Annotated in this window: 15 protein-coding genes; 11 read left to right on the top strand and 4 right to left on the bottom strand. The window is 39.2% G+C overall.

The features are described from left to right. Window positions 1-36 precede the first annotated feature (36 nt). From ACOQO1_RS05255 to ACOQO1_RS05235, 5 genes are all read left to right on the top strand, one after another. A complete protein-coding gene (locus ACOQO1_RS05255; RefSeq protein WP_420601815.1) occupies window positions 37-954 on the top strand; it encodes an EamA family transporter in 918 nt (305 codons plus the stop codon). A gap of 156 nt (window positions 955-1,110) precedes the next feature. Continuing rightward, window positions 1,111-2,559, top strand: a complete 1,449-nt coding sequence (locus ACOQO1_RS05250) for a hypothetical protein (protein ID WP_420601814.1) — start codon at window positions 1,111-1,113, stop codon at window positions 2,557-2,559. 153 nt (window positions 2,560-2,712) lie between these two features. After that, window positions 2,713-3,711 (top strand): sensor histidine kinase, encoded by a 999-nt coding sequence (locus ACOQO1_RS05245; protein ID WP_420601813.1) that lies wholly within the window; start codon window positions 2,713-2,715, stop codon window positions 3,709-3,711. After that, a complete protein-coding gene (locus ACOQO1_RS05240; protein ID WP_420601812.1) occupies window positions 3,708-4,727 on the top strand; it encodes a histidine kinase in 1,020 nt (339 codons plus the stop codon). Before ACOQO1_RS05245 ends, ACOQO1_RS05240 begins: the two co-directional genes overlap by 4 nt. After that, complete coding sequence (locus ACOQO1_RS05235; protein ID WP_420601811.1) at window positions 4,724-5,485, top strand: LytR/AlgR family response regulator transcription factor; 762 nt, start codon at window positions 4,724-4,726, stop codon at window positions 5,483-5,485. The genes ACOQO1_RS05240 and ACOQO1_RS05235 overlap by 4 nt, the downstream gene beginning before the upstream one ends. Here the strand turns inward: ACOQO1_RS05235 and ACOQO1_RS05230 are convergent. Next, window positions 5,482-6,057, bottom strand: coding sequence for a Crp/Fnr family transcriptional regulator (locus tag ACOQO1_RS05230; RefSeq protein ID WP_420601810.1), 576 nt, complete (start codon window positions 6,055-6,057; stop codon window positions 5,482-5,484). The two genes, ACOQO1_RS05235 and ACOQO1_RS05230, sit on opposite strands and share 4 nt — an antisense overlap. Window positions 6,058-6,133: 76 nt before the next feature. On the opposite strand from ACOQO1_RS05230, the gene ACOQO1_RS05225 reads away from it, so the two are divergent. Together ACOQO1_RS05225 and ACOQO1_RS05220 are read left to right on the top strand one after the other, a co-directional pair. After that, the gene (locus ACOQO1_RS05225; protein ID WP_420601809.1) at window positions 6,134-7,336 is read left to right on the top strand and encodes an MFS transporter; all 1,203 of its coding nucleotides are present in this window, start codon (window positions 6,134-6,136) and stop codon (window positions 7,334-7,336) included. A 91-nt stretch (window positions 7,337-7,427) separates the two neighbouring features. Further along, complete coding sequence (locus ACOQO1_RS05220; RefSeq protein WP_420601808.1) at window positions 7,428-7,886, top strand: cold-shock protein; 459 nt, start codon at window positions 7,428-7,430, stop codon at window positions 7,884-7,886. 22 nt (window positions 7,887-7,908) lie between these two features. Here the strand turns inward: ACOQO1_RS05220 and ACOQO1_RS05215 are convergent, their stop codons facing one another. Then, a complete protein-coding gene (locus tag ACOQO1_RS05215) occupies window positions 7,909-10,134 on the bottom strand; it encodes a DUF5916 domain-containing protein (protein WP_420601807.1) in 2,226 nt (741 codons plus the stop codon). 93 nt (window positions 10,135-10,227) lie between these two features. On the opposite strand from ACOQO1_RS05215, the gene ACOQO1_RS05210 reads away from it, so the two are divergent. Further along, window positions 10,228-10,788: a DUF4251 domain-containing protein gene (locus ACOQO1_RS05210; protein WP_420601806.1), complete on the top strand. Its 561-nt coding sequence runs from the start codon at window positions 10,228-10,230 to the stop codon at window positions 10,786-10,788. 4 nt (window positions 10,789-10,792) lie between these two features. Here ACOQO1_RS05210 and ACOQO1_RS05205 read toward each other — a convergent pair whose 3' ends face one another. Next, window positions 10,793-11,527, bottom strand: coding sequence for a LytR/AlgR family response regulator transcription factor (locus tag ACOQO1_RS05205; RefSeq protein ID WP_420601805.1), 735 nt, complete (start codon window positions 11,525-11,527; stop codon window positions 10,793-10,795). Between the two features lie 87 nt (window positions 11,528-11,614). Continuing rightward, window positions 11,615-12,127 carry a hypothetical protein gene (locus ACOQO1_RS05200; protein ID WP_420601804.1) on the bottom strand — a complete coding sequence of 171 codons (513 nt, stop codon included), beginning with the start codon at window positions 12,125-12,127 and terminating at the stop codon, window positions 11,615-11,617. A 284-nt stretch (window positions 12,128-12,411) separates the two neighbouring features. Between ACOQO1_RS05200 and ACOQO1_RS05195 the strand changes: the two genes are divergently transcribed. The 3 genes from ACOQO1_RS05195 to ACOQO1_RS05185 all read left to right on the top strand — a co-directional run bounded on the left by ACOQO1_RS05195 (window position 12,412) and on the right by ACOQO1_RS05185 (window position 15,394). Further along, window positions 12,412-13,314, top strand: a complete 903-nt coding sequence (locus ACOQO1_RS05195) for a sugar phosphate isomerase/epimerase family protein (RefSeq protein WP_420601803.1) — start codon at window positions 12,412-12,414, stop codon at window positions 13,312-13,314. A 25-nt stretch (window positions 13,315-13,339) separates the two neighbouring features. Further along, complete coding sequence (locus ACOQO1_RS05190; protein WP_420601802.1) at window positions 13,340-14,506, top strand: PQQ-dependent sugar dehydrogenase; 1,167 nt, start codon at window positions 13,340-13,342, stop codon at window positions 14,504-14,506. Window positions 14,507-14,581: 75 nt separating this feature from the next. Beyond that, window positions 14,582-15,394, top strand: coding sequence for a LytTR family transcriptional regulator DNA-binding domain-containing protein (locus tag ACOQO1_RS05185; RefSeq protein ID WP_420601801.1), 813 nt, complete (start codon window positions 14,582-14,584; stop codon window positions 15,392-15,394). Window positions 15,395-15,440: the final 46 nt, after the last annotated feature.

The raw sequence follows: 15,440 nt of genomic DNA, 5'->3' as shown, positions 1-15,440 counted from the left end.
CCGTAATATTGCAAGGCAATAATCAGGTTTTTGAGCATGGGAAGATCTTCCAATTCCACACTTGTTATCCTTGCCTTTTTTGCCATATATGTAATATGGGGATCCACGTATCTATTGAACAAGATCGCGGTACTGGAACTACCTCCCTTTATGTTGGCCTCTTTTCGATTTACAACAGCTGGTTTTCTAATTTTTGTTATTGCAAAACTTATGGGAATTCCAATTTCCATTACCAAAAAACAATTGCTGAATACGATCATTGCAGGTTTTCTTTTTTTGAGCTTTGGTAATGGGGTAGTGGTCTGGGCCCTTAAATATGTGGACACGGGTTTTGCAGCTTTGGAGATATCCGCTCAACCGCTGATCATTCTTTTGTTGATGCGAATAATTCAAGGAAAGAAAATTCAGCCTATGTCGGTTGTTGGGGTAATCCTGGGGATTGTGGGCATCTATCTTTTGGTGAGTCAAAAACAGATTATCACCAAAGAGGGGTCCATTATGGGAATGATCATGATCTTTGCCTGCATGCTCAGTTGGGGCTACGGAAGTCTTTTTGTGGGCAAGGCCGACCTGCCAACCAATTATTTTGTGAATACGGGTTATCAAATGTTCATGGGAGGTATTATTTTGGCTTTGATGAGTTTGTCTTTTGGGGAAAATTGGACATCTCCCTTGGTATGGACCAGCAAGGTGCAGCTTGTTATGGTGTTATTGGTCATTTTTGGCAGTATCTTGGCATTTACATCCTTTAATTATCTTTTAAAATCGGTCTCACCAGAAAAAGTGGCAACTTCTACCTATGTAAATCCCATTGTTGCATTGATCTTGGGTTGGTACTTCTTAAATGAACAGATCACCTTCCAATCGGTCTTGGCGGCGGCCGTCCTTCTTACCGGTGTGTACTTTATCAACACCAAAAAGACCTTGGCCATTTTTGAACGGTTTAAACAGTAGTTTTTCCATCTCTGGCACTATTGTACAGTTCAATACATTAATCGTCCAGTTCATTACATTTTGTTTTTTTCGGGAAGCAATGTAGTGCATCTTTGCTGCATCAATCAAAAATCAATCACCGTTGGAGTTTAATCATCAATCAAAAAACGAACAATCATGAATCAGTTATCCAAACTCTTCGCAACGCTATTCTTAAAAATTCTACTCCTCTTTTTATTGTTGAGCAGTAGTTCTGTCGATGCACAAAGACGAAGTACCTCTATCAGTGTTAGCGATAATGGGAAAACATCCATTTCAGTAAAAAATGGTTTTGGCAACAGCTTCCATGTGGAATTCAAAGGAGACATTACACTTTCCAAAGATGATACGGACGTTGTTGCTATTTCCAATGGTGGATTTATGGAAATTAAAAAGTCTGCATTCGGCAATCGCAGACGTATCCTTATCGAGTCCAATAATTCTGGACAGCTTATTAAAAAATACTATGTAGGAGGTTCTGAAAGAAGCTTTGATGCTGAAGGCAGAAAGTGGATGGCAGAAATACTGCTGGAAGTAGTGCGTACATCTACGTTAGGTTCTGAGCAACGGGTAGAGCGAATATATAACCAAGGAGGCGCCAGGGGTGTACTTAAGGAAGTTGGTTATATGGGAGGCAACCATGTGAAGTCCAGGTACATTAAACTTTTATTGGAAAAGGACCTCAACAATGCCGATTTAATATCAGTCCTTAATGTGGTGGGGGATGATATCGATTCCGATCACCATAGGGCAGATATCCTTAAGAACAATACTGCTAAATTTTTGGTCACGGAGGCCGGTATTTCTGCCTTTATTGATGCGACTTCGGAAATAGATTCGGACCACCATAAGGCGGAAGTCTTGAAAAGGTTGGTGAAAAATGGCTCGTTAAAGGAAAATCAGATGAATGCACTTTTTGTTATTGCCAGGGATATCGATTCTGATTACCATAAAGCAAATGTGTTGACTACCGTGCTTAGGAATTCGTCCTTGAATAATGCCAATTTAAAATTGCTCCTTAGTACAGCCAAGGAAATAGATTCGGACCATCACAAATCTGAAGTGTTTAGAGCAGCCCTGAATGTCCCTGGAATTTCAGATGATACTTTTCACACCCTATTGAATGCATTGAGCAGTATGGATTCCGATAGTCATTTGGACAACGTGCTTACCAAGGTGTTGAGGAAGCGGTTAAGTCCCTCTTCATTGTCGCATGTTTTAAAACAAACCAGTAATATGGACTCCGACAGCCACAAAGCCAATGTGTTAAAGAATGCGGTGGGGCATGAGCTCAACGATGAAAGCATTGATGCCTTGATCAATGTGCTCAACCATATGGATTCTGACCACCATAAGGCGGATGTATTTAAAAAGATGGCAAGAAACAGATATTCGGATGGGCAACTTGCCAAGATTCTTATGTCCATTAAGGGTATAAGTTCAGATTATCATAAAGCTGAATCCCTGATTGCCTACTCGCGAGCCGTTTCTAACCAAGGCCAGAAGGCAAAGGAAGCTTATTGGGCAGTAAGTAAAAGTATCTCTTCCAACTCGCATTACCGAAGAGTCTCAAACGCAATTGAATAACCAGCCAATACCTTAACCACCAAAATACTCCAATTGTCACTTCGAGTAGCCTGTGCTGAGCGAAGTCGAAGTGTAGTCGAGAAGACTTAAAACAATAATGAGTATTTTGGTGTTATGGACAAGGTTATTGGATTTTTTGAAAACCAACCAAAAATGGGAAGAAACCTATTCCTGATCATATTGGGCTTTATAGTTGGGGTCTTGTTCTATAGTTTCCACAATTTTAGCGGGCAACCAAACCTATTGGAGATTTTGCTCAATGGTTTAATGGGAATAACCGTTAGTTATGCATTTTACTTCTGCAATCTTTTTTTGAATAAAGTCGTACGCTGGAAGCAACAGGTAGGAATGCGCCTTTTGTTAGGGATAATATGTCATACCGCAATTGGTTTTGGTATTGTCTTTTTAGGATTGAAAGGATACGAACTACTTTATCCGGACTATGCTTTTTTTTCTATCGCTGGAAGTAAGACCTCATTAAAAATTGGAATTCTGTTGTTGTGCACAATCTTGATCTATAACATCGTCTATCTGGTTTTTTACTCTTATAGGCAATACACTGTTGGGCAGATCAGTGAGGTTAGGTACAAACGTGAACAGACGGAGCTTCAATTAAAAGCTTTAAAATCCCAGCTCAGTCCGCATTTTTTGTTCAATTCTTTAAATACACTCTCTTCTTTGTTTCGAAAAGATGCGAAGAAGGCAGAACAGTTTATAAGGTCCTTGGCAAAATCGTACCAATATACCCTTAAGACCTATACCGAAGTACTTGTGCCCCTGGAAGACGAATTGGATTTTGTGCGATCATATTGCTTTATGGTGCAAACACGATTTGGCAACCACTTTTCATTGGACCTGCAGTTATCCGATGAGGAGTTACATAGCAAAATACCTCCTTTAACGCTTCAGATGTTGGTGGAAAATGCGGTTAAACACAATATGTTTGATGATAAAAACCAATTGAAGGTCAGTATTGGGCCTAAAAATGGCTTTCTAGAAGTAAGTAATAATAAAACCAAGAAAAGACAGGGAGTGAAGTCGTTAAAAATTGGACTTAAAAACATTGTTTCCCGATACGAATTGTTGGCCGATAAACAGGTCAATATAATTGATGATGAGGGTTTTACCGTGCAACTGCCTATTATTACATGAAAAAACTTTTCATACATAAGCCGTTATTTAGATTACTGAGCCCTCTTTTCAGTGGTACTTTGGTGTATTTGCTTATCCTGTTGATCAACAATACTATTGATGAGCTAGGTCTTAATTTCTTTGGGCAGGAACTGTATGTTTGCATTGGTTTGGCGTATTTGATTCAAGAATATTCCAGAATCTCCATTATCATTTTCAGTCGGTTAAAAAAACCTTCTTCCTTTTTGATAAAACTAGTTTTACAGGTTGTCAGCACATTGGGGGTCAATATTGGAGTGGTATCGTTGGCTATGTATATGTACTTTACCCAAGTGCTGTTCTACACGCCCAACAGTAGGGAGTTATTGATTTTCAATAGCATTTTCTCGGTAATTGCGTTGATTTATATTTTGCTGTATGTGAGTCATCAGTTTCTGTATATGGTAAATACCGAGAAACTTGAAAAGGAAGAATGGGCCAGGAAAGAGATTGAAGAGGATTTTTCCAATTTTAAAAGAGGTTTAAATCCTGAGTTGCTTTTTGAAAGTTTAGAAACCATTTTGGTCACAATGAAGTCTGATCCTGATAAGGCGGAGGAGGTTACCGACCGTTTTGCCATGGTCTACCGATATTTATTGTCTCAGAAAAAAAATGAATTGGTTCCTCTGGAGACTGAATTAGAGGTATTGGAGGATTTGCTACCGCTGTTTTCAGAATTGCCATACCGGAGAATACGGCTAGGAGAGATGGCTGTTGCAGAAACCTTTATTGTGCCCGGTAGCTTGCTTAGGATTATTGAGCAGATTATGCGTACAACCATTCCTTCGGAAATAAAAGAATTAGTTATTGATATTGTAGTGTCCAATGATAAGATAAAACTTAAATATATACATGAAGAAAAGATTCATAAATCACTACATTTAAATGAGTTGAAATCAATTTGTGAGGATTATAGATTTTATACTGAACAAACAATTCATGTAGAGCATGAAGAAACCTATAAGAACATTTATTTGCCAAAACTTCAAATAGCATGAACATAGTTATTGTTGAAGATGAGCCTTTGGCGGCCGAAAAATTGGAACGCTATCTTTTAAAGTACAGTGAAACTATGGAGGTTATGGCCACATTGCCTTCATTGGAACAAGCTGTGCCATGGATTACCGAAAACCAGTCCAAAGTAGATTTGTTTTTCATGGACATACAACTCGCGGATGGGCTTAGTTTTGAGATTTTTTCCAAAGTTCCCGTTCAAAAACCGGTAATCTTCACCACGGCTTTTGATGAATTTGCCATTGATGCCTTTAAAGTGAACAGTATAGACTATTTACTAAAACCGATAATGTTTACTGATTTGTCCAGAGCATTACAAAAACTAAAGTCTTTAAAACAGCAGTTTGGAAATCCGGAAGCATTGGCTCCCTTAATGCAACAGATACAAAAGAGAACTTACAAAGATCGTTTTTTGGTAAGGATGGGAAACCACATCCATTCTGTGCCCAGTGATACCATCAATACATTTTATGCTGAGGGAAGGGATGCCTATTTGGTAACAGACCAGGGTAAAAAGTATATTATTGAATATAAATTGGAGGCTTTGGAAGAACTGCTGGACCCTAAGTATTTTTTCAGGGTCAACAGGACTTTCATTGTTAACATCAATGCCATTACTGATGTTACGGTTTACGCCAACCGAAGGTTAAAACTCACCTTAAGATCTAAATTGGATAAAGAGGTGATTATTAGTCGTGAAAAGGTGGCAGATTTTAAAAAGTGGTTTGAGGGATTGCCCTAGAATTGATCGGACTTTTCCTTAAGCTCCTTTAACGCACGGTTCAAACTTCTTGGCGTAACACCAATATAATTCGCAATATCCTTTTTGGATATGACTTTCGTAAATTCTGGAAACAGCGCTTTCAACCTGATGAGGTTGTCTTCAATAGGGTAGGAGTGCTGGTAGGAATGCCTTGGGGCCTTATACTGTATTTTATCAGCAAGCGCTTTCATGATCAACTGATTAAACTGTCTATCGGTATCCAGTAACTTGTTAAAACTGGCATAGCTGAACACAAAGACTTTTAAATCTGTTATGGATTCTACCGAGCAGATGGTATACCCTTTGCTAAAGACTTCCAGTTCACCAAATTCCATTCCTTCACCCAAAAATTCCTGAATGAACTCCTTACCATTCTCATCGGAGATATAGCACTTGGCAATTCCATCTTTTATAAGATATATTTTGTTATACCTATGATCTTGCTCTATAATTTTTTGTTTTGAAACAAATGCTTCTTCCCAAATGTCATGCTTTCCCGTATTGAAAAGCACTTCGGTATAGGCAATTAATTCCACGTTGGTTCTGATCATTTCTTTTAGTGGGACAAATGTCCTTTTTAGTGATATGAAGAAGCAATTCCTTTGCCTATAAAATTACAGAATAGGAATGGCGATTACAACAGAAAAAAAACGAACCGTTCATGCTAAACATGGTATGTATACTCCAAAATTCATTCTTATTTGTTTGGGTTCCCTTTTCTTTTCTGCAAGCTACAACATGCTTATCCCAGAACTTCCAGCCTATCTATCTGGTTTGGGCGGTGCACAATATATAGGTCTTATTATCGCTTTGTTCACCCTAACCGCAGGAATTTCCAGACCTTTCAGTGGTAAACTTACAGATACTATCGGCAGAAAACCTGTTATGATCTTTGGAGCTGTGGTTTGTCTGGTGTGTGGTTGTTTTTATCCCATTTTAACAACGGTTTATGGCTTTTTGTTACTGCGATTGCTCCATGGCTTTTCAACAGGGTTTACCCCAACGGCTACGGCTACTTTTGTTTCTGATGTAGTGCCACCACAAAGATTGGGTGAGGCTATGGGTATACAGGGAATTGCCTTCAGTACGGGTTTGGCACTTGGACCAGCTTTGGGAAGTATGATCAAGCTTCATTTTTCGTATTCCGTATTGTTCTATAGTTCATCCGGAATGGCTTTGTTGGCTTTACTGCTGATTATAAATCTAAAGGAAACCTTACCTAAAAGACAGCCCTTCAAATGGGAGCTATTAAGGATTTCAAAAAATGAAGTTATTGCCAAAGAAGCACTTCCTGCTGCCATTGTCACTTTTCTGTCCTATATATCGCTTGGAGCGATTCTAACCCTTATACCGGACTGGACAGAGGCTGTTGGCTTTGCAAACAAGGGTATTTTCTTTGTGGTGTTTACAGTGTCATCACTCTTGGTACGTTTTGTGGCTGGAAAACTCTCGGATAGATATGGAAGGACCAAGATAATTGTTGTTGGTCTTTTTTTATTGCTTATTGCCATGCTGTTGATGGGGTTTTTTAAAACGCAAACTGGTTTGTTAATGGGAGGGGTGGTTTATGGACTTTCCATGGGCATTGTTTCCCCTGCTATCAATGCATGGACCATAGATCTGAGCAGGCCCGAACAAAAAGGGAAGGCCATCGCCACCATGTACATTGCCTTGGAGGCGGGAATTGGGTTGGGAGCTTTGTTTTCAGGTTGGTATTATCACGAAACTATATCAAGAATTCCGCTAGTTATGTATTATTGTGCGATATTTGCGCTTCTTGGAATAGGTTACATTTTTCTTTTTGAAAGAAATAATAGGACAAATAATTAAAAAAATGTACAATTCCACATTGTCATTTGCTATCTTTAGGTGAATTTCAACAAACTATTCTTAACAAACTAACTCAGCAGGTAAGTACTTTATGGCTAAATCACAACAAACGTATAGCAAATCAGAAAGAGAAAAAAAACGCTTAAAGAAAAGAGAGGAAAAACAAAAAAAGAAAGAAGCCAGAAAAGCTGAAGCTAAAGAAAGCGGTAAATCTGGTATTCAATTTGCGTATGTGGATTATAATGGGAATTTAACGGATACTCCGCCAGATCCTTCCCAAAAAATGGCTGTGGAGGCCGAAAGTATTACCCTTGGAATCCCTAAGAAAGAGGACATTGAAGAAGAGGAATTTGATCCAGTAAGAAATGGAAAGGTTTCTTTTTTTGATACCTCAAAAGGCTTCGGTTTTATTATAGATACCGAAACACAGGAAAAACACTTTTGCCATGTGAGTGGCCTGATCGATGAGATTGCCGAAAACGACAAAGTATCTTTTGAACTTGAAAAGGGTATGAAAGGCATGAACGCGGTACGGGTCAAAAAGATATAACCCAACGCTTATTTATTCCTATTTAGTTCAAAATATCAAACCGGTGGGTGTACTTTATCGTAAGTACTTGATTGTTTAAATTATCCAGAACATCTTCATCCCTTACAACGTTAAATACCACAAATAATCCGGTATTTGCATTTTGAAGCCACCCAAAACGTGCATTTACAGAAGTTACCTCGGTAACATTGTTTCGTTGGATCAGACTTTGGAGAAATATTCTGGGGGTAAAGGAATAAGAAAGCCGAAGACCTCCCACCAAAGCGGTCAAATTTCCGGTATCCAGTTGAATATCACTATGGCTGAAGGTAAGCGAAGTATTAAATCGGTCGCCTAGCCTATATCTAGCTGTACCGCTATTGGTAATGCGATGCCCGTTAAAATACCCGCCTATCAGAGTCCTCGTATCAAACGAAAATGCATTGTTGGGGTTGGTAATTATGACCAGCTGTAATTCTTCGTTCTTGTAATTTCCTTCGGGTACGGTAACATTGGAAATATTAAAATTTTGTAGCACCCTTTCCGTTGTGAAATTGATTCCGGTATGTACTTCAAACCCGCTTTTAAACTCCCAATGGTTGTCCACATGTAAAAAACTGGTTATAAGCTCATCATCAAAATTCCAATATCCGCGGTAGGATACATGTGGGCGCATTTCCAATAATTTCCGACCATTTTTAAGCCGATGCGCTTTCCAAATTAAAAACTCTGGCTTGCGAAAAGCGGTACGTTGTAAAAAACCGACTTCGGGGTTAAAACCTTCACCCACTTCTGTATATCCAGCTCTCAGGTCCCAACCGTTCCAGTTATAGTTTCCCAGAATTTTGAAAGCATGGTCATTGCTCTCAATACCTGGAGTTACACTTTTGGACACAAAACCGTTGATTTCTGCCTTGTTTCCAATTCCCCACTTGCCGTCCATGGCATAAACCCGATTATAATCGTCGTCCATGCTACCTAGGCCAGCTCGGTTAATAAAGATGCCCCCTAAAGAGGACCGGGTCCCCTGAAAATCATGATTGACACGGGCAACGGAAAAGTTGTTTTTCTCAATTCCAGTTCCGTTAACGTCATCGGTAAACATGCTTAACAATCCTACATTGGTTTGGCCAACTTTTCCGGAAAGTCTTGCTCCACCTATAATCGGCACCAAACTTCCATCATCTCCTATACCGATTCTTCGGCTAAAGAAAAGATCCACTTCGCCAGGACTACCCACACTGAACTGACCAGCATTCTCTAAAAAAAAGGCTCGTTTCTCGGGAAAAAAGAGATTAAAACGATCCAAGTTTACCTGTTGGTCATCTACTTCAACCTGCGCAAAATCAGTATTATAAGTCAAATCCAATGTTAGGCTGGGAGTGACGCTGTACTTAATATCGGCCCCAACTTCAAAATTAGTGTCGGTTTCATTGGGCGATACGGATCTGTCATTGACAAATTGTCCAAGTACATAGGGAATAAGCTTCAGATTTCCGGGATTTCTGAGATTAAGACCGTCTAATTTTCCTGCCAGTGATAATCGCTTCATATCAAACCCCAAAGGAAGAGAGGTCCAATAAGCGGTTTCCGTGTTCTTACTAATATTCCGCCTAAAATTTAACCCCCAGGTCTTGTTTTTACCCGAAGCAAAACGTAGAGATCTAAAGGGAATGGCAAATTCCGCGCTCCAACCATAATCACCCAGTTGTGATTTAACTTTCCAGGTGGCATCCCAATTCAAGTTGGTACCCCCAATAACGCCTCCTTGCTGTCTGTTAGTGTTGAAATTGCCCTTTCCTTCATTGTCAATTTGTGCATCATATTCCATTCCTTGAGCGTTGGTGCCAAAAAGGAATCCATTTTGCTGGTCGTGATACGTATCTATAATGAAAAGAAAACTATCCTCATCGTTTAAGTCGGCATCACGGCGAGAATCGGAAACCACAATATTCTGAGCATCCTTGTCATAGCAGACCACGGACACATAAAATGTACTTGAGGTATAGGCAATTCGTACGACCGTTTTTTCGGAAACAGCCTGCCCATAATTGGGTCTTATCTGAATCAAGTCTTCAATACTGGGTACATTTTGCCAAGTAGGATCGTTTAAAACCTCTCCATCGATAACAGGATTCTGGGCAAGTTCAGTGGCGGTGTATTGCGGTGTGGTTTTAATTGAGTCTTGGGGTTGGGTTTGTGCGGAAAATAATTGAACACTGTTTATAACAAAAAATAGGAGGAAAGGTTGGCTTAATAATCTTTTCATAAAATGAAACCTGGTTGAACGTTAAATATACTGTATAAATGGGAAATCTTAACTGGATTCTGTAATTTGTAATATCACTATATTTTATTGGATATGAAGACACTAAGTAAAATCGCCGCCGTTATTTTAACAATATCCCTATTGGCCTGTGCATCCCATTCAAAGAATGTAGCTACAACTGCGGAAATTGATGCATTACAAAAGTTGACCTCAGAAAAATCTTTTGAAATTATTGCAAATTGGGCAAGGCCATTGGCAACAGGAAGTTTAAACAGGGTTGCAAATGCTGGGTTGATACCTTTGGGTAGCACAGCAAACAGAATTGATGTTACCGGTAATGGGAGCTACCTTAGAGTATTAGGGGATAGTGTAGCTGCCGATTTGCCTTATTTTGGAGAAAGACAAATGGGAGGAGGGCCATACAACAGTAATGAAGCTGGAATTAAATTTGAAGGGATTCCAAGAGATTTTGAACTCATTCCCAATGACAAATCTAAAGGCTACACCATGAATTTTACCATTACAGAGGGCACGGAGACTTTTCAGGTTTCTGCAAAATTGTTCCCGAGCAATTCAAGCTCCATAAATATTATTAGCTCCCACAGAACGGCAATAGGGTTTGAAGGCAAACTGAAAAGCTACAGTAACGAATAAACCCTTACCAAATTATAGGTTTAAAAGACTGCCCGATTTTTAGCTTTTTCCCAGAGTTTAAAATCACGTACTCATTCCGTTTGTCCTTTTCTTTGGATTGGATTTGACTTTTATTGACCGCAAATTTGCGATGTATTCTAATGAAGTCTGGTTCTAGCTGTTTTGTGAGTACACCTAAACGTTCCCTTTTTATGAACACTTCTGAATCAGTATAGAAATTCAGATAATGACCATCTGCTTCTATCCAATGGACCTGTTCCACGGCTAGCGTAATTACCTTGCGCCCTTTGTTTACCTCAATGGTTTGTATTTTCTTTTTACTAGTGAAAACGTATACCGCTGATCCAAGTATCAACAATAAATGGTACAATGCCTCCCTCCCAAAATAATATCTGGCATATTCCAAATCAACATAATGATCGAAATATCCAAAAGAATGCAAAACCAAATTGGAAATGAGGTAAAAGGTGAACAGACCTACCGCTGCCAACGGCAGGAATAATGCCCAATACCATTTCGGATAGTTACTTTTAATCCACTTTTCAATCTGAACTATCAAAATAATAAAAGGGATGAACAGAAGGACCGATACGCACAGATAGAAGATAGAAACCCAAATGTTATAACTGGAGTGGCCACTATAGCGAATGATATTTTGAATCAGTGTAATGGCAAATATTGCAACAAGCAAAACTACGGATAGGAGATAGAATCGTTTATCACTCTGGATGGTCCACATGCTGCAAAAGAATAATGAAAAGGGTGTGTTACAAATATAAGTATAACCTTTTTTGAGCGTGTTTTGGGTGAAAGTTATCAGCGTATCTTACCCAAAAACCCCTTTGAATATTTTATCGGTCAACCCTTTGGACTGCAACCATTCTGCCAGTTCTTTATGTTTACCTACTTCTGCATGGTGCAATAAAGTAAAGCCATGGGGACCATATGAATTCAATAATTGGGGATAGGTGGCGACCATCTTTTTTATAAACCCATCAAAACCTAAAAAAGCATAGTTGAAAATATCCAGACGCGCACCTTTGCCCACCAAATAATCCACTATGTCCTTCCTACCCATATGTGAAGCTCCGCCCACAGCGGTTTCAAAATCCCCTTTTTTAAATTGGCTAGTACAATTGAGCAATAAAGGATGTTTTTCAAGAATTTTTTGTGTCTCATCCAGACTCTTGTGGGCAGCAAACACAAATTCCAATATTAAGTCCTGATCAAAAACCTCTTCCTGCGTTGCAACAGCATTACTTGCAATTAACATATTGGGTGCAATGGCAGCCACACCTCCCAACAATATGTTTTGTTTTAGAAAACTCTTCCTGTCCATAACATTTGATTATATGGTCACAAAAAACATAGAATTTGTGAAGACATGGTTTATGGATACCGCTTTTTGTCTTAAAACTGTTCTCAGTTGTCTTGAAACTGACGGCTTATTGTGCCATGAAAAGCAAGGTTTGGGTGTCTAGGGGTAAAACTCCAATAAAACTTAAGAAGAATTTAACATTCAACCATTTCTGTAATAAAGAGAACCCTGAATTGTACCATTTTTTTTTCCGTATTTTCGGAAATTAAGAGATTTAAAATTCATCATTCAATAAAAAATCAAAAATGGTTGATCGAAGAAGTTTTGTAAAACAATCAGGTTTATTGCTCTCTGGTGCATTACTACCTTTAAATGGCTATTCCATGTCAATTTTAGAAAAATATAAGTTTAAAATGGGGCTACAATTATTTACCATTCGAGATGCAATGGAAAAGGACCCCGTAGGTAGCCTGAAAAAAGTAGCGTCTTTGGGATACCAAGATTTGGAAACTTATGGTTATGATGTGGACAAGGGCACTTATTATGGATACAAGGCATCAGACTTTAAAGCGATTATTGATGATTTGGGCCTCAGCGCATCCAGTGGTCATTATGGTTTTTCGGATTATTTTGACAAACCTGAGGATCAACTTAAAAAATATGTGGATCAGTGTATTGTGGGTGCTCATGCCTTGGATAAAAGTTATATTACTTGGCCGTGGTTGGCCCCAGAACAGCGGACCATTGAAAAATTCAAACAGCTTACGGGTAAGTTAAATCGTATAGGAGAACAGGTTAACAAGGCTGGATTGGGCTTTGCATACCACAACCATAACTTTGAATTTACTGATCACAATGGAGAAAATGGATATGATATCATCCTTAATGAAACAGACCCCAACTTGGTAAAATTACAGTTGGATTTATATTGGGTAAAACACTCTTCCAAGTTAAGTCCGGAAGAGTTGATAGCCAAACAACCTGATAGGTTCGTCATGTGGCACATTAAGGATATGGACAAAGTGACCAAGGATTATTCCGAGTTGGGTAATGGCTCTATTGATTATAACTCCATGCTGACCAATATTGATCAATCGGGGTTGAAATTCTACTATCTGGAGCAAGGAGGTAACTTTGCCGTAAATTCCATGCAGAGCATTACGGATAGTGCAGCTTATTTTAAAAAGCACCTTCAAAAATATTTATAGAACAGTAGAAATAAGAAAAATAGAGATGTTAAAGAAAATCACTTTTGTATTTATCCTAGCCACGCTGATTTTTTCCTGTAAGGGAAAGACGGAATCCAAAGAAGAGGTCAAAGAAGATCAGGTAAAACAACCGCAAACAAATCTTCCTTTGGAAAAGCTCAATCTTCCCGAAGGTTTTAAAATTGACATTTTTGCCGAGGGAATTGATGGCGCCCGATCTATGGCAATGGGAGATAACGGAACTCTTTTTGTGGGTACTCGTAACGAAAAAACGGTATATGCCATCCAAGATCTTGATGGGGATTATAGAGCTGAAAGAATAATGGCCTTGGATACGACTTTGGAGGTGCCAAATGGGGTGGCTTTTAAGGACGGAGCATTGTATGTTGCCGAAGTGGGTAGATTGCTCAAATACCCAAATATTGAAGAGCAACTTGCCAATCCGCCTAAGCCCGAGGTGGTTTATGACGATTATCCTACGGAATTCCATCATGGGTGGAAGTACATTGCTTTTGGACCCGATGACAAATTATACGTACCCGTTGGAGCTCCGTGTAATATTTGCGATAGCACAACTGTGGATAAAAGATATGCCACAATTACACGTATGGATGCAGATGGGAGCAATAGGGAAATTTATGCAAAAGGAGTTCGGAACTCCGTGGGGTTTACATGGCATCCCGATACTAATGAAATGTGGTTTACCGATAATGGACGAGACTTAATGGGAGATGATGTTCCACCATGCGAGTTTAACAGAATTGCAGAAGCCGGACAGCATTTTGGGTATCCTTATTGTCATGGTGGAACTGTAAAGGACCCTGAGTTTGGCGACCAATTTCCATGTTCGGATTTTGTTCCTCCGGTACAGGCTATGGGTGCACATGTTGCACCATTGGGAGTTAAATTCTATACGGGAGGTATGTTTCCTGAACAATATAAAGGTCAGGCATTTATTGCTGAACACGGTTCTTGGAACCGCTCCTCTAAAGTAGGGTATAGGATTTCATTGGTTAAATTAGAGGATAATCAAGCCGTAGGTTATGAAACTTTTATGGACGGATGGCTGGATGAGGAAAAACAAGAAGCTTTTGGAAGGCCTGTGGATGTGCTCTTTTTAGAGGATGGATCCCTATTGATTTCAGACGATTTAGCCGATGCAATTTATAGGGTTTCTTATAGCGGCACCTGATTTCAACAGCCTTGAAATCTGCATATAAGGGTAGACACTGTGGATCGTTCAACCAATATAAACCACTGGAGAATAATGGAGCCTGTGTTGTTGGGTTCCATAGCCAATATTGTGATCAATTTCATTTTTGATCCTGCCAACCCCGATTTTATTCTAAAGGAATTTTTGGTGGCAATTGTTTTTGCTGCCATGTTGACCGAAGTAAATCGGATGATTGAGCTAAAGCTGGACAAAAAAGTTGGCTGGGCCAATAATTTGGGAAAGCGGTTTTTTCTTCAATTGATTTATTTGACCATAACCCTTTTGCTGTTGCTCAATATTGTGGGCAACATTTACATTTGGTCAATAGGGGATGACTTTTATTCGTTAAGGGAGCTAATCACCATTAACCTAAGTGTTTTTGTTGTTGCCTTTATACTTACCTTTTTTAAATGGTCCATACACTTTTATAAAAATTGGGTGCATGCGGAGTATAGTCTGGAGAACACCAACAAACAATTGGCCGAACTAAAATCCGAGTTCCAGAAGAAAGAGCAACAGATAGAGCTGCTAAAGGGCAATGATATCCTTCTGGTGGATGTAGAAGACATAAACTTTGTGAAAAGTGAACTGGGAATTGTTTGGGTGTACTATGATACGGATAAGGCTGTTTCCCAAAGTTCACTTCTTAATCTAGCAGAACTGCTCCCAAAGCATTTATTTTTTCATGCCAGTAGAAACTCCATTATCCGACGGGATATGATTTTGTCCATTTCACCATCCACCTATGGAAAAATCAGCCTGAATCTTAAAAATGTATTGGACGGTAATTTTTCCATTACAATCAGTAGGCTTAAGGCGGCTTCGTTTCGCAAATGGTACAATAGCACTTCAACCGGAATTAAATAGCATTTCATGTAATTATGGTTCGTTTTTCTTTTGAGTAAAGCGTTTG

The organism is Flagellimonas sp., from assembly GCF_965222555.1.
Classification (GTDB): Bacteria; Bacteroidota; Bacteroidia; order Flavobacteriales; family Flavobacteriaceae; genus Flagellimonas.
Note: the sequence above shows the minus strand (reverse complement) of the source record. Positions and strands in the feature narration are given on the sequence as shown.

Excerpts from the sequence above, each read along its gene's own strand:
- ACOQO1_RS05255 (WP_420601815.1), top strand. The coding sequence starts at position 37 with ATGGGAAGATCTTCCAATTCCACACTTGTTATCCTTGCCTTTTTTGCC.
- ACOQO1_RS05250 (WP_420601814.1), top strand. The coding sequence starts at position 1,111 with ATGAATCAGTTATCCAAACTCTTCGCAACGCTATTCTTAAAAATTCTA.
- ACOQO1_RS05245 (WP_420601813.1), top strand. The coding sequence starts at position 2,713 with ATGGGAAGAAACCTATTCCTGATCATATTGGGCTTTATAGTTGGGGTC.
- ACOQO1_RS05240 (WP_420601812.1), top strand. The coding sequence starts at position 3,708 with ATGAAAAAACTTTTCATACATAAGCCGTTATTTAGATTACTGAGCCCT.
- ACOQO1_RS05235 (WP_420601811.1), top strand. The coding sequence starts at position 4,724 with ATGAACATAGTTATTGTTGAAGATGAGCCTTTGGCGGCCGAAAAATTG.
- ACOQO1_RS05230 (WP_420601810.1), bottom strand. The coding sequence starts at position 6,057 with ATGATCAGAACCAACGTGGAATTAATTGCCTATACCGAAGTGCTTTTC.
- ACOQO1_RS05225 (WP_420601809.1), top strand. The coding sequence starts at position 6,134 with ATGGCGATTACAACAGAAAAAAAACGAACCGTTCATGCTAAACATGGT.
- ACOQO1_RS05220 (WP_420601808.1), top strand. The coding sequence starts at position 7,428 with ATGGCTAAATCACAACAAACGTATAGCAAATCAGAAAGAGAAAAAAAA.
- ACOQO1_RS05215 (WP_420601807.1), bottom strand. The coding sequence starts at position 10,134 with ATGAAAAGATTATTAAGCCAACCTTTCCTCCTATTTTTTGTTATAAAC.
- ACOQO1_RS05210 (WP_420601806.1), top strand. The coding sequence starts at position 10,228 with ATGAAGACACTAAGTAAAATCGCCGCCGTTATTTTAACAATATCCCTA.
- ACOQO1_RS05205 (WP_420601805.1), bottom strand. The coding sequence starts at position 11,527 with ATGTGGACCATCCAGAGTGATAAACGATTCTATCTCCTATCCGTAGTT.
- ACOQO1_RS05200 (WP_420601804.1), bottom strand. The coding sequence starts at position 12,127 with ATGGACAGGAAGAGTTTTCTAAAACAAAACATATTGTTGGGAGGTGTG.
- ACOQO1_RS05195 (WP_420601803.1), top strand. The coding sequence starts at position 12,412 with ATGGTTGATCGAAGAAGTTTTGTAAAACAATCAGGTTTATTGCTCTCT.
- ACOQO1_RS05190 (WP_420601802.1), top strand. The coding sequence starts at position 13,340 with ATGTTAAAGAAAATCACTTTTGTATTTATCCTAGCCACGCTGATTTTT.
- ACOQO1_RS05185 (WP_420601801.1), top strand. The coding sequence starts at position 14,582 with ATGGAGCCTGTGTTGTTGGGTTCCATAGCCAATATTGTGATCAATTTC.